At 63.8% G+C, this 22,830-nt stretch carries 20 protein-coding genes, 1 tRNA gene, 1 other RNA gene and 1 pseudogene; 11 read left to right on the top strand and 12 right to left on the bottom strand.

Features of this window, described 5'->3' with window-relative positions; all coding sequences use genetic code 11:
* Window positions 1-8 precede the first annotated feature (8 nt).
* Window positions 9-788 (top strand): alpha/beta fold hydrolase, encoded by a 780-nt coding sequence (locus ABFX19_RS07180; protein ID WP_277358816.1) that lies wholly within the window; start codon window positions 9-11, stop codon window positions 786-788.
* A 67-nt stretch (window positions 789-855) separates the two neighbouring features.
* Window positions 856-1,272: a CoA-binding protein gene (locus ABFX19_RS07185; RefSeq protein ID WP_277358815.1), complete on the top strand. Its 417-nt coding sequence runs from the start codon at window positions 856-858 to the stop codon at window positions 1,270-1,272.
* Between the two features lie 17 nt (window positions 1,273-1,289).
* On the opposite strand, the gene ABFX19_RS07190 is transcribed toward ABFX19_RS07185, so the two are convergent.
* Entirely contained in the window at window positions 1,290-2,117 is an 828-nt protein-coding gene (locus ABFX19_RS07190; protein ID WP_346027907.1) for a DUF1206 domain-containing protein, read from the bottom strand.
* 58 nt (window positions 2,118-2,175) lie between these two features.
* Here ABFX19_RS07190 and ABFX19_RS07195 point away from each other — a divergent pair.
* Both ABFX19_RS07195 and ABFX19_RS07200 read left to right on the top strand, forming a co-directional pair.
* Window positions 2,176-2,274: pseudogene (locus ABFX19_RS07195) on the top strand (MmcQ/YjbR family DNA-binding protein); the annotation flags it as partial.
* A gap of 10 nt (window positions 2,275-2,284) precedes the next feature.
* On the top strand, window positions 2,285-2,833 hold the full coding sequence (locus tag ABFX19_RS07200; protein WP_277358814.1) for a DUF1990 domain-containing protein: 549 nt from the start codon (window positions 2,285-2,287) through the stop codon (window positions 2,831-2,833).
* Window positions 2,834-2,839: 6 nt separating this feature from the next.
* Here ABFX19_RS07200 and ABFX19_RS07205 read toward each other — a convergent pair whose 3' ends face one another.
* The 6 genes from ABFX19_RS07205 to ABFX19_RS07230 form a co-directional block, all read right to left on the bottom strand.
* On the bottom strand, window positions 2,840-3,226 hold the full coding sequence (locus tag ABFX19_RS07205) for a DUF1304 domain-containing protein (protein ID WP_346027908.1): 387 nt from the start codon (window positions 3,224-3,226) through the stop codon (window positions 2,840-2,842).
* Between the two features lie 114 nt (window positions 3,227-3,340).
* Window positions 3,341-5,614, bottom strand: a complete 2,274-nt coding sequence (gene purL, locus ABFX19_RS07210) for a phosphoribosylformylglycinamidine synthase subunit PurL (protein WP_428831026.1) — start codon at window positions 5,612-5,614, stop codon at window positions 3,341-3,343.
* A gap of 11 nt (window positions 5,615-5,625) precedes the next feature.
* Window positions 5,626-6,402 (bottom strand): phosphoribosylformylglycinamidine synthase subunit PurQ, encoded by a 777-nt coding sequence (purQ, locus tag ABFX19_RS07215; RefSeq protein WP_056546083.1) that lies wholly within the window; start codon window positions 6,400-6,402, stop codon window positions 5,626-5,628.
* A complete protein-coding gene (gene purS, locus ABFX19_RS07220) occupies window positions 6,399-6,656 on the bottom strand; it encodes a phosphoribosylformylglycinamidine synthase subunit PurS (protein ID WP_277358811.1) in 258 nt (85 codons plus the stop codon). Before purS ends, purQ begins: the two co-directional genes overlap by 4 nt.
* Window positions 6,657-6,849: 193 nt before the next feature.
* Window positions 6,850-7,245: an SSI family serine proteinase inhibitor gene (locus tag ABFX19_RS07225; protein ID WP_346027910.1), complete on the bottom strand. Its 396-nt coding sequence runs from the start codon at window positions 7,243-7,245 to the stop codon at window positions 6,850-6,852.
* 239 nt (window positions 7,246-7,484) lie between these two features.
* On the bottom strand, window positions 7,485-8,417 hold the full coding sequence (locus tag ABFX19_RS07230) for a 3-methyladenine DNA glycosylase (protein WP_346027911.1): 933 nt from the start codon (window positions 8,415-8,417) through the stop codon (window positions 7,485-7,487).
* A gap of 346 nt (window positions 8,418-8,763) precedes the next feature.
* Here ABFX19_RS07230 and ABFX19_RS07235 point away from each other — a divergent pair, with 346 nt between their 5' ends.
* Both ABFX19_RS07235 and ABFX19_RS07240 read left to right on the top strand, forming a co-directional pair.
* Window positions 8,764-11,838, top strand: a complete 3,075-nt coding sequence (locus ABFX19_RS07235) for a S8 family peptidase (protein ID WP_346028051.1) — start codon at window positions 8,764-8,766, stop codon at window positions 11,836-11,838.
* 138 nt (window positions 11,839-11,976) lie between these two features.
* Window positions 11,977-12,255, top strand: coding sequence for a hypothetical protein (locus ABFX19_RS07240; RefSeq protein ID WP_346027912.1), 279 nt, complete (start codon window positions 11,977-11,979; stop codon window positions 12,253-12,255).
* 8 nt (window positions 12,256-12,263) lie between these two features.
* On the opposite strand, the gene ABFX19_RS07245 is transcribed toward ABFX19_RS07240, so the two are convergent.
* Window positions 12,264-13,550 carry an aspartate kinase gene (locus ABFX19_RS07245; protein WP_277358808.1) on the bottom strand — a complete coding sequence of 429 codons (1,287 nt, stop codon included), beginning with the start codon at window positions 13,548-13,550 and terminating at the stop codon, window positions 12,264-12,266.
* A 215-nt stretch (window positions 13,551-13,765) separates the two neighbouring features.
* Here ABFX19_RS07245 and ABFX19_RS07250 point away from each other — a divergent pair, with 215 nt between their 5' ends.
* Both ABFX19_RS07250 and ABFX19_RS07255 read left to right on the top strand, forming a co-directional pair.
* Complete coding sequence (locus ABFX19_RS07250; RefSeq protein WP_277358807.1) at window positions 13,766-14,698, top strand: ABC transporter ATP-binding protein; 933 nt, start codon at window positions 13,766-13,768, stop codon at window positions 14,696-14,698.
* Window positions 14,695-15,825, top strand: a complete 1,131-nt coding sequence (locus ABFX19_RS07255) for an ABC transporter permease (protein WP_277358806.1) — start codon at window positions 14,695-14,697, stop codon at window positions 15,823-15,825. The genes ABFX19_RS07250 and ABFX19_RS07255 overlap by 4 nt, the downstream gene beginning before the upstream one ends.
* A 68-nt stretch (window positions 15,826-15,893) precedes the next feature.
* On the opposite strand, the gene recR is transcribed toward ABFX19_RS07255, so the two are convergent.
* The 4 genes from recR to ffs all read right to left on the bottom strand — a co-directional run bounded on the left by recR (window position 15,894) and on the right by ffs (window position 20,169).
* Entirely contained in the window at window positions 15,894-16,490 is a 597-nt protein-coding gene (gene recR / locus ABFX19_RS07260; RefSeq protein ID WP_056546101.1) for a recombination mediator RecR, read from the bottom strand.
* Between the two features lie 51 nt (window positions 16,491-16,541).
* The gene (locus ABFX19_RS07265; protein WP_346027913.1) at window positions 16,542-19,097 is read right to left on the bottom strand and encodes a DNA polymerase III subunit gamma and tau; all 2,556 of its coding nucleotides are present in this window, start codon (window positions 19,095-19,097) and stop codon (window positions 16,542-16,544) included.
* A gap of 9 nt (window positions 19,098-19,106) precedes the next feature.
* Window positions 19,107-20,027, bottom strand: coding sequence for a tRNA glutamyl-Q(34) synthetase GluQRS (gene gluQRS / locus ABFX19_RS07270; RefSeq protein ID WP_346027914.1), 921 nt, complete (start codon window positions 20,025-20,027; stop codon window positions 19,107-19,109).
* A gap of 45 nt (window positions 20,028-20,072) precedes the next feature.
* Window positions 20,073-20,169: signal recognition particle sRNA small type (gene ffs / locus ABFX19_RS07275), an RNA gene on the bottom strand.
* Window positions 20,170-20,272: 103 nt separating this feature from the next.
* Between ffs and ABFX19_RS07280 the strand changes: the two genes are divergently transcribed.
* The 3 genes from ABFX19_RS07280 (at window position 20,273) to ABFX19_RS07290 (ending at window position 22,825) form a co-directional block, all read left to right on the top strand.
* Window positions 20,273-20,357, top strand: a tRNA-Ser gene (locus ABFX19_RS07280).
* A gap of 217 nt (window positions 20,358-20,574) precedes the next feature.
* The gene (locus tag ABFX19_RS07285; protein ID WP_346027915.1) at window positions 20,575-21,636 is read left to right on the top strand and encodes a ferredoxin reductase; all 1,062 of its coding nucleotides are present in this window, start codon (window positions 20,575-20,577) and stop codon (window positions 21,634-21,636) included.
* A gap of 10 nt (window positions 21,637-21,646) precedes the next feature.
* Complete coding sequence (locus ABFX19_RS07290; protein ID WP_277359820.1) at window positions 21,647-22,825, top strand: fatty acid desaturase family protein; 1,179 nt, start codon at window positions 21,647-21,649, stop codon at window positions 22,823-22,825.
* Window positions 22,826-22,830: the final 5 nt, after the last annotated feature.

Here is a 22,830-nt window from a genome sequence, read left to right on the forward strand (position 1 = left end):
GTCGGCCCGTGAACTTCGCGGTTACTGCGGACCGCACCCGCCTGGCCTGGCGGTCGGACGGCTCCGGGACTCCGCTCCTGCTCATCGCCGGCCAGGCAACCGCGCTGACCGGCTGGGAACCGATCGTTCCCAGTCTGGCCGAGGATTTCCGCGTCATTCGCTTTGACCATCGAGGGGTAGGCGAGAGCGATGACGGCCCCACCGGACACCTCAACACCAGGGACTTCGCCGCCGATGCCCTCGTAGTCCTCGACGCCGCCGGTGTGGAACGCGCGCACATTTACGGGCACTCGATGGGCGGCCGCGTTGCGCAGTGGCTCGCGATCGATCATCCGGACCGGGTTGGCGCCCTCATTCTCGCTGCCACCTCGGCGGGCGGGTTCCTCGGGAAGAACCGCGATCCCGACGCCACCCGGGCGCTCACCAGCGGCGACCCGGCCCAGCTCGAACCGCTCTTCTTCGACGCAGACTGGGCAACCGCGCACAGCTCGGCTGTCCGGACTTTCTTCACATCACGCGCATCGAAGCAGGCCAAACGCCGGCACTTCCGTGCAAGCACAGAGCACGACGCGCGGAACCTCCTCGGCTCGCTGGAGGCGCCGACGCTCATCCTTCACGGCACAGATGATCCCCTCACCCCGCTGGACAACGCACTGGCCCTTCGTGAACTTATTCCGCACTCGGTACTGGTGAAAGTAGCGAAGGGGCGGCACGGGTTTCATCTCGACCATCCCGAAACCGTCGACTGGATCGGACAGTTCATCGCCCGGAAAGCACCGCATCTCTAGCGTGGCTGGATATTACCTATAGGTCGCAAACCTGCCACACTGGCAGCCTGTCTGAGAAGGAGACTCCATGCCGCACTCCAATGACCCAGCCACCATCAAACGGCTGCTGACCACTCCGGCGCGCTGGGCCGTCGTCGGGCTCTCGAACAATCCGCGGCGGGCCGCTATGGGGGTATCGCGCTTCCTGATCGACCAGCTCGGAATGGAGGTTGTTCCGGTCAGTCTGAAAGGTGACGACGTTTACGGCCGCACCGGATACAAGCGGCTGGCCGACGTGCAGGGAGAGATCGACGTCGTCGACTGCTTCGTGAACAGCCAACGGGTGGGCGCGGTGGTCGACGATGCGATCGCAGTGGGCGCCAAGGCGGTTTGGCTGCAGCTCGGAGTGATCGACGAGGCGGCGGCCCAGCGGGCGGCTGATGCAGGACTGGACGTTGTCATGAACACCTGCCCCGCCATCGAGGCTCCGAGGTTGGGGCTGTAAGCACGAAGCCCCCGCACTCACATGCGCTGGTAGCGGGAGCGCACCACCATGAAGACGCCGTACGCGATCAGCCCCAGTGCAACCGCGCCCAGGATGTAGACGCCGAATGGCTGCTCCTGCAGTGACTTGAGTGCGCCGTCCAACCCGCTCGACTTTTCCGGGTCGTGTGTGACGGTCGCGGTGATGACTAGAATGCCCAGCACGCCCAGCGCGATCCCCTTGGCGACATAGCCGATGGTCCCCAGCGTGGTGATGGCCTTGCCTGTCGAGCCCGAGGGCTTGCCTGACAGATGCTCTTCGAACTTCTGGGTAACGCCGCTGTAGACGAAGTACCCCGCCACAATGAGAATACCGACGCCGATCGCGAGCAGGAGCGCCGGCCCGGCGGGGCTCGCCATCAGGGCCGCACTGGTCGACTGGGTTGAGCCGCCTCCGCCTCCGCCTCCGCCCAGCGCGTACTGGGCAAACCCGATTCCGATTGCCGCATACACCATGGCTTTTCCACCGTTTTTCAGCCGGTAGATGACATCCTCCTTGCCGTCGAGGCGCTGCGGCGGAAAGAACACCTCGCTCAGCAGGAACAGCGCAAGGGCACAGCACCCGATTGCACAGGCCCACAGCAGGATCCCGCCGAACGGCGTGCTGGCGAGCGATGACATGGCCCCGGCCTGATCGGGGCTGCCCGATCCTCCCGAGGCAACGCGCACAGCAATCACGCCGATGAGGATGTGCAGCAGGCCCGCCGCGACATACCCTGCACGGGCAGCAATGATGAACGGCTTGGAATCAGCTGCGTCTTCGGCTCCGTCTGCAACCTTCCGCGCCTGTCGGCCCAGGTCTGACATGTGCACTCCTTGATCGTGGTCCCTATAGTGTGTCACCGCTTCGCTGTAGGCTCACTACGTGGATGCAGAACAGCTTCGGGTGGCCTGTCTGGCCTTCCCCGGCACGTTCGAGGACTTCCCGTTCGGGCCGGAAGCCTTCGTTTTCAAGGTGCGCGCACAGGGCAGTGATGCCTGATATCACTCACACCGCAATAGGGTGGACGCGGCTTGGCGCCTGGCCGGCAGGCTTTCGGCCCATGCGCCACCGAATCCGGGTGGGCACGGGAGAAGCCGCCTTTCGCCGGTTGGCCGAGGGCATCCTCACGTTTGAACTCCACCGCCGCTCCAACCTGCGTATCGCGGCGGAACCACGAGCCGCCGTCGGAGGCTCCGTAACCGTGGGGTTCGGTGTGGGCAATTTACGCCTGAATGCGCCGTGTGAAGTGGTATGGGTGGAAGAAGTGAACCCAACCAGCGACGACGACGGCGGTGCCGCTCGCGGCGCCCGCCGGGCCGGCTTTGGTTACGCCACCCTGCCGGGTCATCCGGAGACCGGCGAGGAGAGTTTCGTTGCAGTGCTGGAGGCCGACGGCTCGGTGTTCTTCGAACTGCACGCCTACAGCCGGCATGGGAACTGGTTCTACCGTCTCGGTGCTCCGGTAGCGCGGTTCTGCCAGGAACTCGCTACCCGCTGGTACCTTAATGCTGCCCGCCAGCTGGCGGCGGGTCCAGCGTAAGCAGATTCAGGCCTGCTGCACCATGGGCAGGGTCAACAGCGCAAGAAGAGGAGGGGCTCCCTGGACCAGGGCGGCAATCCATAGCGTCCGGTTGGTGACCACGAGCACGACGGCGGCGAGCACCATGACTGCCAGCGCGAGGACAATCATGCCGTAACCAACGAGGGTGCCGGACAGAGCCAGGCCCACGATCACACCGGCAGCCAGGAAGAGGTTATAGAAGCCCTGGTTGAACGCCATGGGCCGAATGATGTCTGCGTGTTCCTGGGAGGCAATCCCGAACTTCCGCCACGCGGACGGGTGACGCCAACGCACACTTTCGAGCACAAAGATGTACACGTGCAACAGACCCGCAATCATGGCGAAAAGCGCACTCAACAGCGGAAATGTCATACATCAACCCTATCTGCTGGGTTGCTCTACCCATGGACAGCTCACGTAACGATATGGCAGAGCACCGGCGTGCAGTACGCCGGTGCTCTGCCATATCAGAGCTCGCCCGAAGGCTTACGCGAAGTGCTTCGGAAGCGTGGCTTCGTGTGCTTCCTTCAGCTCCGTCAACGGGAGGGTGAAGTGACCCTGCACGTCGAGCGCGTTGCTCTCGACATCCACAACACCGATCCGCGTACGCGGGAAGTTCCGCGCGGCGCACATATCGTTGAACCGCACCTCTTCCGAACGGGGAACGGAAACGACGGCGCGGGCCTGGCTTTCACTGAACAGCGCGGTAAACGCGTCAATTCCGTCGCGCTCGCACAGCTCGTCAATTGCGATCCGCGCACCTACACCGAAGCGCAGGGCTGCCTCCGACAGTGCGGCGGCGAGCCCGCCCTCGGAGAGGTCGTGTGCCGCATCGATCATGCCGTCGCGGGAGGAGTTGATGAGGATCGCCGCGAGCGTCTTCTCGGCACCGAGATCCAGCGCCGGGGGCTGCCCGCCGAGGTGGCCGTGAAGGTTTGCCCACTCGGAGCCGTCGAGCTCATCGCGGGTGGTGCCGAGCAGGTAGATAGCCTGCCCGTCCTCCCGCCAGCCCGACGGCGTGCGGCGGGCGACGTCGTCGAACACGCCCAGCACACCGACCACCGGCGTGGGGTGGATTGCCACGCCGCCCGTCTGGTTGTACAGCGACACGTTGCCGCCTGTCACTGGTACGCCCAGTTCCTGGCAGGCGTCAGCGAGACCGCGAACGGACTCGGCAAACTGCCACATCACCTCCGGGTCCTCGGGGGATCCGAAGTTGAGGCAGTCAGTGACGGCCATCGGCTTCGCACCGGAGGTAGCAACGTTACGGTAGGCCTCCGCGAGAGCCAGGCGGGCGCCGTCGTAAGGGTTGAGGTAGGAGTAGCGGCCGTTTGCGTCAGTGGAGAGCGCGATGCCCAGGCCGGTTTCCTCGTCAACGCGGACCACACCGGCATCATCCGGCATGGCCAGGGCAGTGTTGCCCTGGACGTAGCGGTCGTACTGGTTGGTGATCCAGTCCTTGGAGCACATGTTTGGGGAGGCCATGAGTTCGAGCACCGCTGCCCTGAGGTCGGAAGGCCGGTCTCCGGCGAAGGAATCTGCCTGCACACCGTCCAGCCACTTGGGGCGGGAGTACGGGCGCTCGTAGACCGGGCCGTCGTGGGCAACGGTACGGGGATCGACGTCGACAATTTTTTCGCCGGCCCACTCGATGATGAGGCGGCCGGTGTCCGTGACCTCACCCAGCCAGGAGTACTCGACGTTCCACTTGTCCATGATGGCCTCGAACGCGGCGGTATTCTCCGGTGTCACCACCGCCATCATGCGTTCCTGCGATTCCGACATGAGGATTTCGCCCGGAGTCAGCGACGGGTCCCGCAGCAGGACGCTGGTGAGCTCGACGTGCATACCGCCGTCGCCGTTCGAAGCCAGCTCCGACGTTGCGCAGGAGATACCGGCTGCGCCGAGATCCTGGATGCCCTCCACCACTGAGGCCTTGAACAGCTCAAGGCAGCACTCAATGAGGACCTTCTCAGCGAATGGGTCACCTACCTGAACGGCGGGCCGCTTCGACGGCTTGGAGGAATCAAACGATTCCGACGCCAGCACCGATGCGCCGCCGATTCCGTCGCCGCCCGTCCGCGCACCGAAGAGCACCACGCGGTTCCCGACGCCGGACGCGTTGGCCAGCCGGATATCCTCGTGGCGAAGGACGCCCACTGCGAGGGCGTTGACCAGCGGGTTGCCCTGGTAGACGGAGTCGAACACCACCTCGCCGCCGATGTTCGGCAGGCCGAGGGAGTTGCCGTACCCGCCGATGCCGGAGACGATGCCGTGCACCAGGCGCGGGGTGTCCGGGTGATCGATAGCTCCGAAACGCAGCGGATCCATGACCGCAACCGGGCGCGCACCCATCGAGATGATGTCGCGGACAATGCCGCCGACGCCTGTCGCCGCGCCCTGATAGGGCTCCACGAACGAGGGGTGGTTGTGGGACTCGACCTTGAAGGTCACCGCCCAGCCGTCACCGATATCCACGACGCCGGCGTTCTCACCGATACCGACGAGCAGGTGCTCCTTCATGGCCTCGGTGACCTTGTCACCAAACTGGCGCAGGTGCACCTTCGAGGACTTGTAGGAGCAGTGCTCGCTCCACATGACCGAGTACATGGCGAGCTCAGCAGCGGTTGGCCGGCGTCCGAGAATCTCGACGACCCGCAGATACTCGTTTTCCTTCAGGCCCAGTTCAGCCCAGGGCAGGGGCTGCTCCGGAGTCTGCTCCGCGTGCTCGACCGTGTCGATATTGAACTTCTTGGACATTGTCTCTGTGGTCACTTGTTAACCAGCTTCTGCAGTACCGAGGTGAAAATGCCGAGTCCGTCCACGCCGCCGCGGACCTCAACCTCACCGAGAGCTGAGGAGTCAGGACCGAAGCCCGCCTCGACTGCATGCTCAGGGTGGGGCATGAGGCCAACAACGTTGCCGTGCTCATTGGTGATGCCGGCGATGTCGCGGCGTGAGCCGTTGGGGTTGCCGCCCAGGTAACGAAAGACCACGCGCCCCTCGCCCTCAAGCTCGTCAAGAGTGCGCTCGTCGGCAACGAACTGGCCGTCCTGGTTCTTCAGCGGAACCACAATCTCACTGCCCTCGGCGTAGGAGGAGGTCCACGCCGTCGAGCTGTTCTCCACTTTCAGGCGCTGGTCCTTGCACAGGAAGTGCAGGTGGTTGTTCTTGACCATTGAGCCGGGGAGGAGGTGTGCCTCGGTGAGGACCTGGAAGCCGTTGCAGATGCCGAGCACGGGGAGTGAACCACCGGTTGCAGCAGCGGTGATCTGCTCCATCAGCGGAGCGAAACGCGAGATTGCGCCTGCACGCAGGTAATCCCCGTAGGAAAAACCGCCGGGGATGATGACTGCGTCCACATCCTTGAGGTCATGGTCGCCGTGCCACAGCGCGACGCCGGTGCCTCCTGCGAGGCGGACGGCCCGGAGGGCATCGCGATCGTCGAGCGATCCGGGGAACGTGACAACACCGACGCGGACGCCCGACAAACTCGAATCCACCACCGCGGCATTCGAATGCCCGATCAGCGGAGTTTCGACGGTCACTGGGCGTCCTCGATAACCTCGACGCGCGTCACGTCCTCGATCACCGGATTGGAGAGCAGGGTAGCGGCCGCATCGCGGGCGGCTTGCAGCACTTCTTCCGTGACATCGCCCTCGACGGACAGCTCGAACCGCTTCCCTTGCCGCACTTCAGCGAAGCCGGTGAATCCGAGGCGGGGGAGGGCGCCGGCAATGGCCTTGCCCTGCGGATCCAGGATTTCGGGTTTGGGCATGACGTCAACAACGATCCGGGGCATCCGGCAACTCCTGTGAAGTGTGCGCACTGGAAAATGCGGTTAAATGCGGGTGCCCGACGGGTGCCGTCTCACGCTTGGATATTTACAGCCTGTTCCAGCGCTCCGCGAGCTTGCCGTTCCATTCTACCGGCCGAACTCCCCGGCCCGGAAACTCGCGTCCGTTCGCCCGGAATCAGCGTGCGTCAGCGAAGAACTAGCGTGCGCCGGCAGCGCCCAGCACGGTTTCGAGGGCATTCCATCGTGCAATCTCGCAGCCGTCCGTGGCCGAGAAGGAGGCGTACACCCGGTGTCCGTCGACGGTGCCCTTGACTGTTGCTGTCTGCGGACCGCCATACTGCTGGGTGCACATCTGGTTGGGGTCCGGCTGTGCGTTGAAGAAGGCAGCGCCCAGACGTTTCACAGCTGCACACGCCGCTTCCGGGTTGGGCACAGTTGTGGTTTCGCCGATGCCGTCCGGAGTGCATTCGAGGAAGTACTCGGTTGGCTGGGAGTCCGGGGTGGGCTTGATGCTGATGGCCAGCATGGCGGTACCCACGGCGTCGGGGTCCGACGGCAGGCTGGGGGTGGGCTTCTGTGAATCTGTTGGCATGCTGCTCTCCGTGGCTGTCGGCGACGAGGATGGTCCCGCTGATTCGGTACTGGGCGTCGTGGGAGGGGCAGCGGTCAGCTCCGTAGCGGGCTGACCCGCCGTGCCGCACGCTGCCAGGGTAGCCGAAAGTGCCGTGGCGGTAAGGATGCAGGCTATCCTGACGGCAGCGCCGTGTGCCAGTCCCATGGGAAAACTCCTAGTCACCCTCGAAGCACCTTTTCGCAGGGTGATCCCCGCGCTCAGCGCCCGACGCCGGGTTGATTTCCCGGCTGAAGTTGATTGATGTACTTGCTTAACTGTGCACGCTTTAGCTGGGATTCAGCCGAGAACTCACGTTGCGCCCGCACATAGTCTGCCCGGCCTGCCTGCGTCTCGATGGCGATCGGAGGGTAGCCCCACTCGGCAAGGTCGTAGGGAGATGCCTTCATGTCCATGATCCGGATCCGCCAGGCGAGTTCAAAGCAGTCCATCACGAGCTCGCTCGGAAGCGCCGGCACCAGCTTGTACGCCCACTTGTAGAGGTCCATGTTCGCGTGCAGGCAGCCTGGCTGTTCAAGGGTCCGCTGTGTTGTGCGAGTCGGTTGAAGTTCGTTCAGCGGGACCGCCTGCGGCGCATAGAAGCGGAAGGCATCGAAGTGGGTGCACCGGATGCGGTTAGTCTCCACCACCTCGTCCGTCCCGCTGGAGCCAAGCCGGAGGTTCAGGTATTCGTGCCGGATGGCGTTGTCCTCCGACTTGTACGCCATGGCCCACTCATGCAGCCCGAAGCAGCCAAGCTGCGCCGGACGGGCAGCCGTGCCGGACAGGATGATTCGCGCGAAGTCCACTGCCTCGCGCCGCGCAGCCAGGAATGCGGCGAGATCCACGGTGACTGCGCCGTCGTCGTCGTTCAGGTTCAGTTGCTGCTGTTCCCTGACCGTGAGCGGGCGGTAGAACTTCCAACCGGCGCGTTCGACGGCGGCCGGTCCGGTCAGCACCGTATGCGCACCCGGATGCCACCGCAGCAGTTGGGCGGGCTTCTGGGTGTAGTAAGTGAAGAGGAAGTCCTCCACCGGATGCTTGCGCTGTTGCGCGCGGCGACGCAGGTACGGCTCGGTGTAGGCGCGTGCGCGCTCCGCGTGGGCGAGGGCTCGCGGCTCCCACTCTTCCGGAGCAAGGACAGTCAGAGGCACCCTCCATTATTACCTGATGGCCTCAAGCAACCGTCTTCTACCATCCTGGCCGTCCAAAGTGAATGAACGAGCGTTATGAAAACCCGATTTTGCTGGAAGTCTCTGTTTACCGGCAGGATCTGCTCAGGAGTATGCCCTCATGACGTTACTCGGGGGTAGCCTATGTGAGGCTCGGTTGTGATTCAGGGCACAGCCCCACACCAGCTGCTTTCAGTCCGGCAGGTCCGGGCGCTTTTTCGATGAAAGGTAATCTCGCGTGAAAGACCCCCAACACAGGAATCCGCGGGCAGGTGGTCTGCGTGGAGCTACAGCTCTCGTACTTGGCCTGCCGCTGATTCTCGGATCCATGACAGCGGTACCTGCCGCTGCAGCACCCGCTGGTCCTACTGCTACCCAGCAGATCCAGCCGGTCAAGAAAGTGGACCCCAGCAACTACCCGGACGGCCGCTACATCGTTGTGCTCAATGAAGAGCCTGCGGCTACATACGACGGCGGTGTGCCCGGCATCGAAGCCACCAAGCCGGGGAAGGGCGAAAAACTCACCGGCAAGAAGGACTTCCAGAAGTACAAGAAGCACCTGGAGCAAAATCAGCGGGCTGTGGCCGCCGCGGAGGGTGTGGAAATCAACCGCTCCTACGCTGCCGCGCTCAACGGCTTCAGTGCCAAGCTGACATCGGAGCAGGCGGTTGAACTCGCCAAGGATCCGAACGTGCGCATGGTTGCTCCGGACGTCGAAAACGCGCCGGACGATTACTCGAGCATGGACATCCTTGAACTCCGCGGTAAGAAGGGTGCCTGGAAGACCGAGTTCGGCGGCGAGAAGAACGCAGGCGCCGGGACAGTTGTCGGCGTCATCGACACCGGGTACGCACCGGGCAGCGCGTTCTTCGCCGGCGAGGAAGTACAGCCGCTCAAGGGCAACGCGAAGCCGAAGGTCGGCGTCCCCTACCTCAACGCTGAAGGCCAGATCGCCATGTTGAAGGCGGACGGCTCCACCTTCCTCGGTGAGTGCCAGGCCGGCGAAGGCTTCACCGGCGAGGAGTGCAACTCCAAGGTTCTTGCGGCACAGTACTTTGCCGAGGACTTCATCCGCTTCGTTCCCGAAGCGAATCGTGCACCGGAGGAGCTCCTGTCCCCGGTCGACGTCGACACGCACGGAACCCACACGGCGAGCACCGCCGCGGGCAACAGCGGCGTCACGCAGACCGTTGACGGCCGCGACTTCGGTGTGTCTGCGGGCGTAGCTCCAGCGGCCAAGCTGTCGGTCTACAAGGTCTGCTGGGCCGATGATGATCCCGCTACCGGCGGCTGCTACTCGTCCTCCTCAGTTGCTGCCATCGAGCAGGCAACTCTGGACGGCGTAGACGTGCTGAACTACTCGATCTCAGGCAGCGCGACCACCACCACCGATCCTGTGTCGCTGGCCTTCCTCGGCGCAGCATCCGCAGGAGTCTTCGTGGCAGCCTCGGCCGGTAACTCCGGTCCGACCGCCAGCACCGTCAACCACGGTGCGCCATGGGTCACGACCGTCGCCGCGAGCACCTTCAGCCACGCGCTGCAGGGCACTGCCGAGTTCTCCGACGGGACCAAGTTCCGCGGCGCCAGCATCATGAACGCCGGCGTACCCGCCAGCCCGGTTATTCTCAGTGCCGACGCGGCTGCAGCAGGCGGGGTCAGTCCTGCCCTGTGTGGACCCGATTCGCTTGACCCCGCACTGGTGACCGGCAAGATCGTTGTCTGTGATCGCGGTGTCTTTGACCGCGTTGCCAAGTCCGCTGAGGTGAAACGAGCGGGCGGCATCGGCATGATCCTGGTCAACCTCACCGATTCCTCGATGGACACGGACAAGCACTCGGTACCTACCGTGCACGTCAATGCTCCCCAGAGCCTCGCGCTCAAGGAGAAGGTTGCAGCCAACCCGGACATCAAGGTAGCGCTGGTCCCGGAGGACACCACCGGAGAGCCGTTGCCTCCCGTCCCGCAGATCGCAGGCTTCTCCTCACGCGGTCCGCTGCTCGCAACGGGTTCGGACCTCCTGAAGCCGGACATCGCAGCTCCCGGCGTGGCCGTTCTCGCAGGTGTTTCACCGATCGGTACCGGTGGTGACGAGTTCGGGTTCCTTTCCGGAACCTCAATGGCGTCCCCGCATGTTGCCGGCGTCGGAGCCCTTATTCTGGCCGAGAACCCCAAGTGGTCACCCGCTGCGGTCAAGTCCGCCATGATGACCACTGCAACCCCCGTGAAGAACGCTGAAGGCGGCGTAGACGGCGACGTCTTCGCAACCGGCGCAGGCCAGGTCAACCCTTCTGGCGTGCTCAGCCCGGGCCTCATCTACGACGCCGGTCTGAAAGAATACCTGCAGTTCGTTGAGGGAACCGGCTTTGCGGACGTCGATGGCCTCGAGGGCATCGACGCCAAGGACATGAACGTCCCGTCCTTCGCCGTGGGCAACCTGACCGGTAAGGTCACCGTCACCCGTACGGTCACCGGTATGAAGCCGGGCACCTACACCGCATCAGCGAACGTGCCTGGTGTGGATGTGACGGTTACCCCGTCGGTCCTGAAGTTCACCAAGCCGGGCGAGAGCCAGAGCTTCACGGTGACCTTCGAGAACGACACAGCGGCCCTCGGCCAGTTCGCCAAGGGCTCGCTCACCTGGCAGAGCAAGCAGGAAGCGGTTACGTCGCCTGTTGCAGTTCGGCCCCAGTCGGTAGAGGCTCCGTCCGAGGTGTCCTTCACCTCCGAGGGTCCTGACGGCAGCGGAACGATCCCGGTAACCTCGGGATCCAACGCTCCTATCGCCATGGAACTTCTCGGTTTGTCCAAGGCAACCAGTGAAGACTTCTCACTGGTCCCGAATGGCGGAGGACTTTCCCTCTCAACGAACGCATCAAACTACGTGAGTACCCTGACTATCCCTGAGGGCACTCCGTTCGCGAAGCTGTCCGTTGTCTCCGCCGATCCGACTGCGGACTTTGACTTCTTCGTGGTCAACTCGCGCAATCAGATTGCTTATCAGGCAGCTACGGGCTCGGCAAGCGAGAGCCTGAACCTGCAGAATCCCACTCCGGGTACCTACAGGGTGATCGTCAACCTGTTCGCTAGCCCTGACGGTCGGGCAACTGCCGGAACCTTCGACGCCGCCATCCTGGGCGCCGATGAGGGCAACGCCTCGCTCACACCGAACCCGCTGGAGCTCGCCAACGGTGAGTCCGGTGAAGTCACGCTGAACTGGACCGGCCTCGAGCCGGGCTCCTACGTAGGTCGCGTGACCTACGAAGGGTCCGCAGCCGTAACGTTCGTTTCGGTTGTTGTAGGCGCTGACGGTGTAGCGGCACCGACGGCAGTGTCATCGACCGGTGATGCAGACAAGCTGCGCACTGCCCCTCAGGGGGACGCTACTTCGACAAACGGTAAGTAGCATTCGCCGGTAGGAAAGCACAGCAAATCCCCCGCACTGGTAACGGTGCGGGGGATTTCTGCGTTCAGCAGGCTCTTTTTACCCCGTACGGACTTAAGATGTGGGTACTCGACCAGCCGCAGAGAGAAGGCGATACCCATGGCTGAGAGAAACCGGCGCCGCTGGATCAGGAATCCGATACCGATCTTCCTCGGTCCTGCCGAGAGGGACGATCTCGATGGGCCTGTAGTACACCGGCATGATGAGTTCGAGCTGGCTTCAGAAACTGAACTCGCTGAACTCAACATCGAGGTGGACTCGGACGGGCATCACTACGCCGTCCGGAGGCATCCGGACCACGAGGCGGTGCGCCGTACCGAACCGGTCCAGAAGTACCCGGACTACTTCACGAAGCCTGTCCTTCACACCGAGGATTGACGCGTGGTTTAGCGACCCGTGCCCGCATAGACGGTGGCGACGGCCTCACCGTCGAGGTCGAACGCGGCATGCACCGCGCGTACCGCAGTGTCGAGCAAATCTGCGCTGGTCACTACCGAGATACGGATCTCGGAGGTGGAGATCATGTCGATGTTCACACCGGCGTCGGACAGTGCCTTGAAGAACTTGTAGGAGACGCCGGGATTTGATCGCATGCCGGCGCCGATGAGCGACAGCTTGCCGATCTGCTCGTCGTATTCAACACTCTCGTAGCCGACATCCGCCTGGGCGGTCTTCAATGCCGCGCGGGCATCTGCGCCTTCAACAATCGGCAGGGTGAAGGAAATATCCGTGCGCCCGGAGCCGTGCGTCGAAACGTTCTGGACGATCATGTCGATGTTCGAGTGGGCGCCTGCAACGATCCCGAAAATCTCAGCTGCCTTGCCCGGGATGTCCGGCACGCCGACCACGGTGACCTTTGCTTCTGACCGATCATGGGCAACACCGGAGATGATGGGCTGTTCCAAGGGTTCTCCCTCTTGAATCTTGATGGTGTCATCGGGGTTGGGCAGTACCCAGGTCCCCTCGAGCTGGCTGAAGGATGAGCGGACGTGCAGCGGAACGCCGAACCGGCGAGCGTACTCCACGCAGCGAAGGTGCAGGATTTTTGCCCCTGAGGCGGCCATCTCGAGCATTTCCTCGCTGGAGATGGTGGAGATCTTCCGGGCGGCAGGGACAACACGCGGATCAGCCGTGTAGACGCCGTCGACGTCGGTATAAATTTCGCAGACGTCGGCATTCAGCGCCGCTGCGAGCGCAACAGCCGTGGTGTCCGAACCTCCGCGGCCGAGAGTGGTGATGTCATTGCTGTCCTGGCTCATCCCCTGGAACCCGGCGACAATCGCGATGTCGCCTTTGTCGATTGAGGTCTTGATCCGGTGCGGCGATACGGCGATGATCCGGGCCTTGCCGTGGATGGCATCGGTGATCATGCCGGCCTGGCTGCCGGTGAAGGACTGCGCGCTGGAGCCTGCTTCATGGATGGCCATGGCGAGCAGTGCCATGGAGATGCGTTCCCCCGCGCTGAGGAGCATGTCCATCTCCCGCGGGTTGGAGGACGAGCTGACCTGCCCGGCCAGATCAAGCAGTTCATCGGTGCTGTCTCCCATGGCGGAAACGACGACGACGACCCGGTTGCCTGCGGCCTGTGTCTCGACGACGCGTTTGGCGACGCGTTTGATTCCTTCGGCGTCCGCCACGGACGAGCCACCGAACTTCTGGACAATTAGGGCCATGCGCACGCTCGCTGAAACTTGGGAGATGATGTCCGGCGGCGTCTTCGGCGCCCGAAACTGGTCAGTTGCGCGGGATTGCTCCCGTGCTGGAGACCGGCCGTGGGATCGAAATGAACCACCGGTAACCGCACACCATGTTAACTGTTCGGATTCGGCTCACCCAATTGGAAGTCGAATTGTGCCGGGATGTCAGTGTGCCTTGCTAGTGTCACATCATGACCAATGGGTATGGGGGAATCATTGCCAGGGGTATTCAACGAAGTTTCGGTTCGGTTGCTGCCGTCCGCAACATCGATTTTGAGGCGCCGCCGGGAGAGGTGACAGCGCTGATCGGGCCCAATGGGTCCGGCAAGACCACCCTGCTGCTGATCCTCGCCTCGCTGTTGGCGCCGGATGCCGGCACTTTGTCCGTCGGCGGATCAGATCCGGGGAAGGACACGGCGGCCGTACGGCGCAAGGTCGGCTGGATGCCTGACACGCTGGGCGTGTGGGAATCCCTCAAGGCCCGGGAGATTCTCACCACCGTCGGTGCGCTCTACGGACTGAGCCCGACGGCGGCGGCTCACCGCGCCGCTGAACTGCTGGCAGAAGTTCGGCTCAGCGACTACGCCGATGCCCCCGCGAGGGTACTGTCCCGTGGCCAGCAGCAGCGGCTCAGCCTGGCCCGGGCGCTCATTCACAACCCGGAGGTCCTCCTTCTGGATGAACCGGCATCCGGACTGGACCCGGGTTCCCGGGTGGAACTGCGGATCATGCTGAGGCGGCTGGCAGGAGAAGGCAAGACCATCGTTGTGTCCAGCCACGTCCTGTCGGAATTGGATGAGATCGCGGACCGCGCCGTTTTCGTCAACCGCGGTGAATCCGTGAAGAGCCAGACACTGGATGAGGCAGGAACGCAGCTGCGCAGATACTGCATTCAGGCTGAACCGATGGGAGCGCTCGCCGACGCCTTGACGAGCCACGGCGTCGTCTTCGAGGAGCCCGGTGATTCCCGGCGCGTCGAGTATCAGGTGCTCCTCAGCAGCACCGAACAGGCAGCGTGGCTGTTGCGCACGCTCATCCTGGCGGACGTCGTCGTCACCGCCTTCGCGCCTGCGGGCGGCGCCCTTGAAGAGACTTACATGAGCCTGGATACGGAGCGGCAATGAGCGCCATGGAGACCCAGTCCCTGCAGGAGAGCAGTACACACCACCTTGGCTACGTGACGGGAGTGCGCACCATCTTCGGGTTGGAGATGAAGCAGCGGCTGCGGGGCCGTGCCTGGTACATCATGATGGCCGTCTGGTTCCTTGTGATCGGCCTGGTGTTCCTGCTCGCCACACTGACGACGGCGACCATGGACGGCGCGGGTCCGTTCCTGTTTGACCTGGTGGTCGGCTTTGTCCTGCTCTTTGGCCTGCTGGTGGCGCCGGGGCTTTCAGCGAACGCAATCAATGGCGACCGGACTGGCGGAACCCTTGCCATTCTCCAGATCACGCTGCTCACGCCAGGGCAGATCCTGTGGGGTAAATGGCTGGCGTCCTGGGTTGCGTCACTGGGGTTTCTTGCACTGAGCTCGCCGTTTATCTTCTGGGCGCTGGCCCTGGGAGGGGTCAACCCGCTTGAGGCGTTCGTCTCGCTGCTGGTGCTGGCCATTGAGTTGGGTCTTGTGTGCGCACTCGGTGTCGGGATTTCGGCGCTTGCGGGCAGGCCCCTGTTCTCGATCGTCACCACCTACATGATGGTTGCGCTGCTGTGCATCGGTACGCTGATTGCCTTCGGCCTGAGCATGTCGCTGGTGATCGAGGAGGACGTGCGGGTCACGCAGTCCTTTTACGACTATCCCCAGGAAGCCATCGAGAGCGGGCAGATGCTCACCGAGGAGGATCTGGAGTGCGTCACCAACGAGGTGCTCACGCCGGTCCTGCACACCGAAAGAACTGCGTGGCTTCTCGCTGCCAATCCGTTTGTGCTTGTGGCCGACGCGGTGCCGTATGACCGTGATGCCGGAGATGCGAACTCCGGCGTACTGACCGCAAACTACCGTGCTCCCGGAGTGATGGAAAGCATCAGCGAGCAGGTCCGCCTTGCCCAAGCCGGTCCGGACTACGAGGTCACCTGTGAGGAGGCGCAGTTCTTTGGACCCGGTTCCCGTGACATCGACTCCGAGCCACTGCCGATCTGGCCGCTGGGCCTTGCCCTGCAGGGTGCACTGGCTGGCCTGGTGCTATGGGCGGGCCGTCGGAAGCTGGTGACGCCGGTTCGTCGTCTCGCGCGGGGCACGCGCATCGCGTGACCGCGCCTGATGGAAGTTGCGCACCAGCCTGATGAAACCGGAGCGGGCACGCTTGGCCAGCGCAAAATTCAGGAGACGGTGCGGCGGCCCTCGAAGGCGCGGCCAAGGGTGATCTCGTCGGCATACTCGAGGTCCCCGCCCACGGGGAGTCCGGAGGCCAGGCGCGTGACCTTGATGCCGATGGTTTTCAGCATGCGCACCAGGTACGTTGCTGTTGCTTCGCCCTCGAGGTTGGGGTCGGTGGCGATGATGATCTCCTGGACCTGGTCATCCGAGAGGCGGCTTAACAGTTCACGGATGCGCAACTGCTCGGGACCGATTCCCGCGATCGGGTTGATGGACCCCCCGAGAACGTGGTACTTGCCGCGGAAAGAACGGGTGCGTTCAACGGCGATGACGTCCTTGGACTCTTCGACCACGCAGATTGCGCTTGGGTCCCGCCGCGGATCGCGGCAGATCCCGCAGGTTTCCTGCTCTGCAACGTTGCCGCAGATGGTGCAGAATTTGACCCGTTCCTTCACGGTGACAATGGCGTTGACGAGGCGCTTGGTGTCTTCCCCGTCAGATTCGAGGATGTAGAACGCGATGCGCTGTGCCGATTTGGGGCCCACGCCGGGAAGGCGTCCCAGCTCGTCGATGAGCTCCTGAACTGCGCCTTCGTACACGGGTGTATGCCTTAGCTGTAGGTGGTGCTGGGCTGGTTCTGGACGGCCCGACTACTGATCGAGGCTGCGTTCCTCGATCAACCGGCCGTTGAGGATCCGTTCGATGGCCTGGCGGCCGACCAATCCGGATTGTTCGATGGTCTCATCATCCGCACTGGGAATGTCCTCAACGTAGCTCAAGTCTACGGCGCCGGCCGGGCGCTCCTGCTGCTTCGGTCGGGCGGCTTCTGCACGTGCAGCTTCATCGAGCAGCTGTTGGTAGCGGCTGGGACGGGCCGGAGGTTCCCCCTCGAACGAGGGTTCCTCAGGGCCCGGGTCATCAGGATCCTTCGCCGGTTCCGCCGCCAGCCAACTGTCGGCGGCTGGTGACGGGTCGGCTGGTGACGGGTCTCCTGTTGCCCGATCGGCTGGTGACCGGTCTGGGGGAGTAGGTTGAACGGCGGGCGCAGGCGCAGCTACGGGTGTTGACGGCACTGAGGTCGTGCCACCGCTCGGCTGGGACGCCGGAGCGGCGGTAGGAAGCCCCCACGCATCGTCCACCATTGCTGACTTGGCTTCGCCCGCCGGAACGGGCGTAGCTGATGGAACGGGTGTGACGGGGGTGACGGGGGTGACGGGAGTGACGGCTGGAGCGACGGCGGTAACGGCTGGACTGACGACCCGCGGTTCCTGCGCCTCTGCCGGCTGATCCCGGCTAGTTAATACTTTTGGGTCGGGTTCACCCGCTGCCGCGGAGCCGTCGTGGATGGCTTCGATGCTGCAGCTCAGGCCGAGCACCTTATTGATGGCCTGCTTCAGGTTGTCTGTGTGCTGGCCGCGCTGGAAACCGAGCGCATTGCCCTGCGAAGCGAACGCCAGTATGAGCTGGTTGTCGCTGAAGGAACGCGGCTTCGCGTCGGCGTTGACGTTCAGCCAGGTGCTGCGCTTGATACGAGCCAGCTCGTCCATGATCTCCGGCCACGCCCTGCGGATCATCTCGATCTGACCGGACGCCTGCGCTGATTGCGAAGGAGACTGCGCTGCCTGCTCCTGCGAGGGTTGCGTGGCGGGAGATGCCGGCGCGTGCGGCTCGCGCGTAGCGGTCGAAGGACGCTCTTCGGTGTTGGGTGCATCGGAGGGCAAACCCCATCCGCCGCCCCAGTCGGCAGCACCAGGTTCCTGGGCAGGCTCCGAGACCCGCTCCAGTTTCTCTGCGGGGGCCGGTGTTGCCGCTGAAGCCGGAGCTTCCTGCTGAGTCTCGGGCGGCTGTTGGCCGGCGCCTCGGGATGCCGAAACTGCGGGCGGTGCATCTTCTGATGTGTTGGAGGCAGCGGGTTGGAGAACGGCGGCCGGCGCCGGTTCCGGCTTCGCAGCCGAGGCAGGACCAGCCGGAACCACGGATGGCGCGGGCAGCGATCCCGCTGTACCCGCACCAGCGGAGCCTCCCGCCTCGGGGAGGCCGCTCGCGTAGCTGAGCCGGCGCTCAATCCGGTCAACACGGGCAAGCGTGCCCTGCTCCGACTGGTCCGCAGCGGGCAGCAGGATGCGGGCACAGAGCAGTTCGAGGTGCAATCGCGGAGAGGTTGCGCCAGTCATTTCGGTCAACGCGGTATTGGTGATGTCAGCAGCTCGGGAAAGCTCGGCGCGTCCAAGCTGCTGCGACTGGGTCCGCATCCGGTTCAGTTGGTCATCAGGGATGCCCCGGAGGATGGACGCGGCGGCGTCGGGGACTGCATTGACGATGATCAGGTCCCGAAAGCGCTCCAGCAGGTCCTCAACAAAGCGACGCGGGTCATGGCCCGTCTGGATGACGCGATCAACGGCACCGAAGACGGTCGCGGAATCACCGGCTGCAATGGCATCGACGACGTCGTCGAGCAGGGATGCGTGCGTGTAACCGAGCAGCGAAACCGCCAGCTCGTAATCAAGGCCGGACGCCCCCGCCCCGGCCATCAGCTGATCCAGCACGGACAGGGAATCGCGGACTGATCCGCCACCCGCACGAACCACCAGGGACAGTACGCCCGGCGCCACCGGGATGTTCTCCTGGTTGCACAGCAGCTCCAGGTACGCCATGAGCGGCTCGGGTGGAACGAGCCGGAATGGATAATGGTGGGTCCGGGAACGGATGGTTCCGATCACTTTATCCGGCTCAGTTGTGGCGAAGATGAACTTGATGTGCTCCGGCGGCTCTTCGACGATTTTCAGCAGCGCGTTGAAGCCGGCGCTGGTGACCATGTGTGCCTCATCAATGATGAAGATTTTGAAGCGGTCCCGGACCGGTGCAAAGGTGGCGCGCTCGCGGAGGTCCCGGGCATCATCCACGCCACCGTGGGAGGCCGCATCAATTTCGATGACATCCAGGCTTCCCGAGCCGTTACGGGCCAGTTCGACGCAGCTGTCACAGGTGCCGCAGGGGACCGGCGTTGGCCCCTGCGCGCAGTTGAGGCAGCGCGCAAGGATGCGCGCTGAGGTGGTCTTGCCGCAGCCGCGCGGACCGGAGAAAAGATAGGCGTGGTTGACCCTGTTCTTGGAGATCGCCGTCATCAATGGTTCGGTGACGTGCTCCTGGCCGATCACGTCGGAGAACGTCTCCGGACGATACCGGCGGTAAAGGGCTGTACTCACAGAAGAACTCTATCGGTTGGGTGGAACGGTCGCGGCATCGGTGGAGGACAGGTGGGACGGGTCAACAATCCATGGTTCACGAGGCAGCCGGAAAGGATCAAACGCACCCAGCGCAGCGTCGAGCGAGGTGTCCGGCAGGCCGAGTGAGCGCAGGATGAGCGACCGCACTGCCGCTGCCTCCCAGCCCTCCGCGGCGAGCGCTTCGAGAGTTACGGCGCCGTCCCGCTTGGCCAGCCGGCGTCGTTCCGGGTTGAGGGCCAGCGGTACGTGCGCATACTCAACCGGCGGCAATCCAAGCAGCGAGCCGAGATACGCCTGCCGAGGAGCCGAGCTGAGTAGATCGTCGCCGCGCACCACCTGGTCGATGCCCTGCTGCGCATCATCGACGACGACGGCGAGGTTGTACGCAGGCACCCCGTCATTGCGGACCACCACAAAATCATCCACCGCCCCGGTATATCCACCGTGCAGTACGTCCCGGATTTCATACTGCCCGACGTCGGTGCGCAGCCGCAGCGCCGCCGGCCGCACCCTGCGGGCGGCCTCCCGCTCAGCCTCCGACAGGTTCCGGCAGGTGCCGGGGTAGTGGCCCGGCAGGACATGCGGCGCAGACGCTGCTTCGGCGATGTCGCGGCGCGTGCAGAAGCACTCGAAAAGGTGGTCAGCCCTGCGCAGGCGGGTGACGGCGTCGTCGTAATGGGCCTGCCGATCGCTTTGGCGGGTGACCTCACCGTCCCAGGTGAGCCCGACGGCGGTGAGCTCAGCGAGCTGCGCTTCCTCGGCTCCCGCACGGACGCGGTCGAGGTCTTCGACCCGCAGCAGGAACTGCCGGCCGGTGGAGCGCGCGAAGAGCCAGGCCACGATTGCGGTGCGGAGGTTCCCCACATGAAGTTCACCCGTGGGGCTTGGCGCGAAGCGGCCGGCGGTCACAGAACTCCTTCAGGAAATCACTGCAGGCAATGTGCTGCCAGGGAACGTAAAGACCCCCCATGCACCTGCCAGAGCCCGCTTACCCTTGCTACCTTCCGGTCCTGGGGGAGTTCAACAGGATGACACCACATGAGGGGCCGCGTAATAGTCTACACAAACCGGCAGGAGGGTCACTCGCTGAGATGCACATCTCCCGATTCGGTACATGGGGGATGTACGGGTATTCTGGAACCTGCTCCAAACAAGGAGGATTCGCCTAGCGGCCTATGGCGCACGCCTGGAACGCGTGTTGGGTTCACGCCCTCGGGGGTTCAAATCCCCCATCCTCCGCTTTCTGCAACACCCCGGCTCGTGTAGTCGGGGTGTTGTGTTTTCCGGCGCTGAAGGATGTCGCTCCAGCCGTAATGATAAGCCTGCTGAGTAAAGTAATCTTGAGTGAACCGTCCGAAGAGTGAATCATGGAGTACACCGGAAAGCGTCAATCGCAGGGATTGATGCGTTCGGCCACGTGCCCATCCTGTGAGGAGTTGCGATTGGACCTGCAGGAATGACCAGGCGACCGAAGCTCAGCCACGCGCTGTCCGCGCTGACCACACCGTTGGCGCCGGAAGACTTCATGTCGCTCTTCAACCCCGTGTTTTCAGCGCGGCAGTTGCGCGGCATCGTCACGAAGGTAGTGCCTGAAACCGCTGACTCGGTGACCATCCACTTTCGTCCGGGGCGGGGCTGGAAAGCGCACCGTGCAGGGCAGTGGGCGCGCATCGGAGTTGAACTTGATGGTGTCCGCCACTGGCGCTCCTACTCCCTGAGCACTGCTGCGGGACAGGATCCGGCAATTACCGTGACAGACATGGGAGCGGTGTCCGGTGTGCTGGTCCGTGAAACCAAGCCGGGAGACATCCTGTTCCTGGCGCCGCCGCAGGGAACCTTCGTCCTGCCGGATCGGCCACGGCCGCTGTTGATGCTGACGGCCGGCAGCGGCATTACCCCGGTGATGTCCATGATCCGCACGCTGGTTCCCCGCCGTCCCGACGCGGACGTTGTCCTGATTCATTCAGCGCGGACTCCCATGAAGACGCTCTTTGTGGAGGAACTTCGCGAACTCGCCGACCAGTTCCGCCAGTTCCGCGTGAAGCTCTGGTTCACCTCCGAGCAAGGCCGCATTGATTTCAGCTCTCCGGCTGCGCTGGACGAAATCTGTGATGACTGGCGGGACCGGGCGGCCTACGCTTGCGGACCCGAGGAGTTCCTCGAGAGTGCCGAGTCGCTGTGGGAAAAGCAGGCGAAACTGCCTTCGGGCAGCCTGACCATCGAGCGCTTCAGCACAGCGCTGGCTGATGGCACCGGGAACGACGGCGGACTGGTCACCTTTGAAGCCTCCGACCGGGAGGTGGAAGCTGACGGAGATACCCCGCTTCTTGAAGTCGGCGAGGATGCCGGGCTGCTCATGCCGAGCGGTTGCCGCATGGGCATCTGCCACAGCTGTTTGCTTCCGCTCCGAGCGGGGCAAGTCCGGGACCTCCGTACCAACGAAGTACATGGAGACCCCGGTCAATTGATACAAACCTGCGTTTCGGCGGCGGCCGGACCGGTGAACCTCGATATCTGAAGGAGTGGGTATGACAGACCTCGTAGAAAAAGTGTCAGAGGACACGAGTGTTGAGAAGCCCCGGCGACGGCCGGGAGCGCTGGCGGCAACCGGCCACCCGCTGGTCCGTCCGCCTGCCGCTGCACACCTCTCCGATGAGCAGGTTGCCGAGCTGGGCCGCGAACTGGATGCCATTCGCGACGAAGTGCTCGACCGCCGCGGCAAGCACGACGCCGACTACATCCGCCGGGTCATCAAGGCGCAGCGCGCGCTGGAGTTCGGTGGACGGGCAGCGCTGCTGTTCAGCCGGAACAAAGCGGCCTGGGTAGCCGGCACTACAATGCTCAGCTTCGCCAAGATCCTGGAAAACATGGAGCTCGGTCACAATATCCTCCACGGACAGTGGGACTGGATGCGGGATCCGGATATCCACTCCACCACGTGGGAGTGGGACTTCGTCACCCCTGCGCGCTCCTGGCAGCACACGCATAATGATCTGCACCACCGCTGGACCAACGTTGTGGGCAAGGATCGCGATGTCGGCTACAACCTCCTGCGGATGGATGATGACCAGCCCTGGAAGCCCTTCAACTTGGGCAACCCGCTGTACAACGCCATCCTGGCGCCGGTCTTTGAATGGGGAATCGCCCTCTATGATTTGGAGCTCCCGGAGTACAAGGAAGGGCTCAAGTCCAAGGAGGCCCTGCGCAAGGACCTCCGGGCACTGGGGCTGAAAGCGGCCAAGCAGTTCGGCAAGGACTACGCCGCGACACCCGCGGTGGCCATGCTCACCGGTTCCGGCAAGCAGGCGCTGATCGGAACGCTGACCGCGAATGCGGTGCGTAACGTGTGGGCTCACGCAGTCATTTTCTGCGGACATTTCCCCACCGGCGCTGACACCTTCACGGAGGAAATGGTCGACGGCGAGACTCGCGGCGATTGGTACGTACGCCAGATGATCGGCTCGGCCAACATCTCCGGCTCCAAGTTCATGCACCTGATGACGGGCAACCTGTCCCATCAGGTTGAGCATCACCTCTTCCCGGACCTGCCGTCCAACCGTTACCACGAGGTAGCGCCCAAGATCCGTGAGATCTGTGCCCGCTACAACCTGCCGTACACCACCGGGCCGCTCCTGAAGCAGGTTGGCTCCGCGTGGGCCAAGGTTTTCCGGCTGGCGCTTCCTGACCGGACGCCCAAGACCAGCTAGGAGAC

This window comes from Arthrobacter parietis, assembly GCF_039530425.1.
GTDB lineage: Bacteria > Actinomycetota > Actinomycetes > Actinomycetales > Micrococcaceae > Arthrobacter_D > Arthrobacter_D parietis.

Bases quoted from the DNA above. Each gene is read 5' to 3' on its own strand.
- ABFX19_RS07185 (WP_277358815.1), top strand. From the start codon at position 856: ATGCCGCACTCCAATGACCCAGCCACCATCAAACGGCTGCTGACCACT.
- ABFX19_RS07190 (WP_346027907.1), bottom strand. From the start codon at position 2,117: ATGTCAGACCTGGGCCGACAGGCGCGGAAGGTTGCAGACGGAGCCGAA.
- ABFX19_RS07200 (WP_277358814.1), top strand. From the start codon at position 2,285: ATGCCTGATATCACTCACACCGCAATAGGGTGGACGCGGCTTGGCGCC.
- ABFX19_RS07205 (WP_346027908.1), bottom strand. From the start codon at position 3,226: ATGACATTTCCGCTGTTGAGTGCGCTTTTCGCCATGATTGCGGGTCTG.
- purL (WP_428831026.1), bottom strand. From the start codon at position 5,614: ATGTCCAAGAAGTTCAATATCGACACGGTCGAGCACGCGGAGCAGACT.
- purS (WP_277358811.1), bottom strand. From the start codon at position 6,656: ATGCCCCGGATCGTTGTTGACGTCATGCCCAAACCCGAAATCCTGGAT.
- ABFX19_RS07225 (WP_346027910.1), bottom strand. From the start codon at position 7,245: ATGCCAACAGATTCACAGAAGCCCACCCCCAGCCTGCCGTCGGACCCC.
- ABFX19_RS07235 (WP_346028051.1), top strand. From the start codon at position 8,764: ATGACAGCGGTACCTGCCGCTGCAGCACCCGCTGGTCCTACTGCTACC.
- ABFX19_RS07240 (WP_346027912.1), top strand. From the start codon at position 11,977: ATGGCTGAGAGAAACCGGCGCCGCTGGATCAGGAATCCGATACCGATC.
- ABFX19_RS07245 (WP_277358808.1), bottom strand. From the start codon at position 13,550: ATGGCCCTAATTGTCCAGAAGTTCGGTGGCTCGTCCGTGGCGGACGCC.
- ABFX19_RS07250 (WP_277358807.1), top strand. From the start codon at position 13,766: ATGACCAATGGGTATGGGGGAATCATTGCCAGGGGTATTCAACGAAGT.
- ABFX19_RS07255 (WP_277358806.1), top strand. From the start codon at position 14,695: ATGAGCGCCATGGAGACCCAGTCCCTGCAGGAGAGCAGTACACACCAC.
- ABFX19_RS07285 (WP_346027915.1), top strand. From the start codon at position 20,575: ATGACCAGGCGACCGAAGCTCAGCCACGCGCTGTCCGCGCTGACCACA.
- ABFX19_RS07290 (WP_277359820.1), top strand. From the start codon at position 21,647: ATGACAGACCTCGTAGAAAAAGTGTCAGAGGACACGAGTGTTGAGAAG.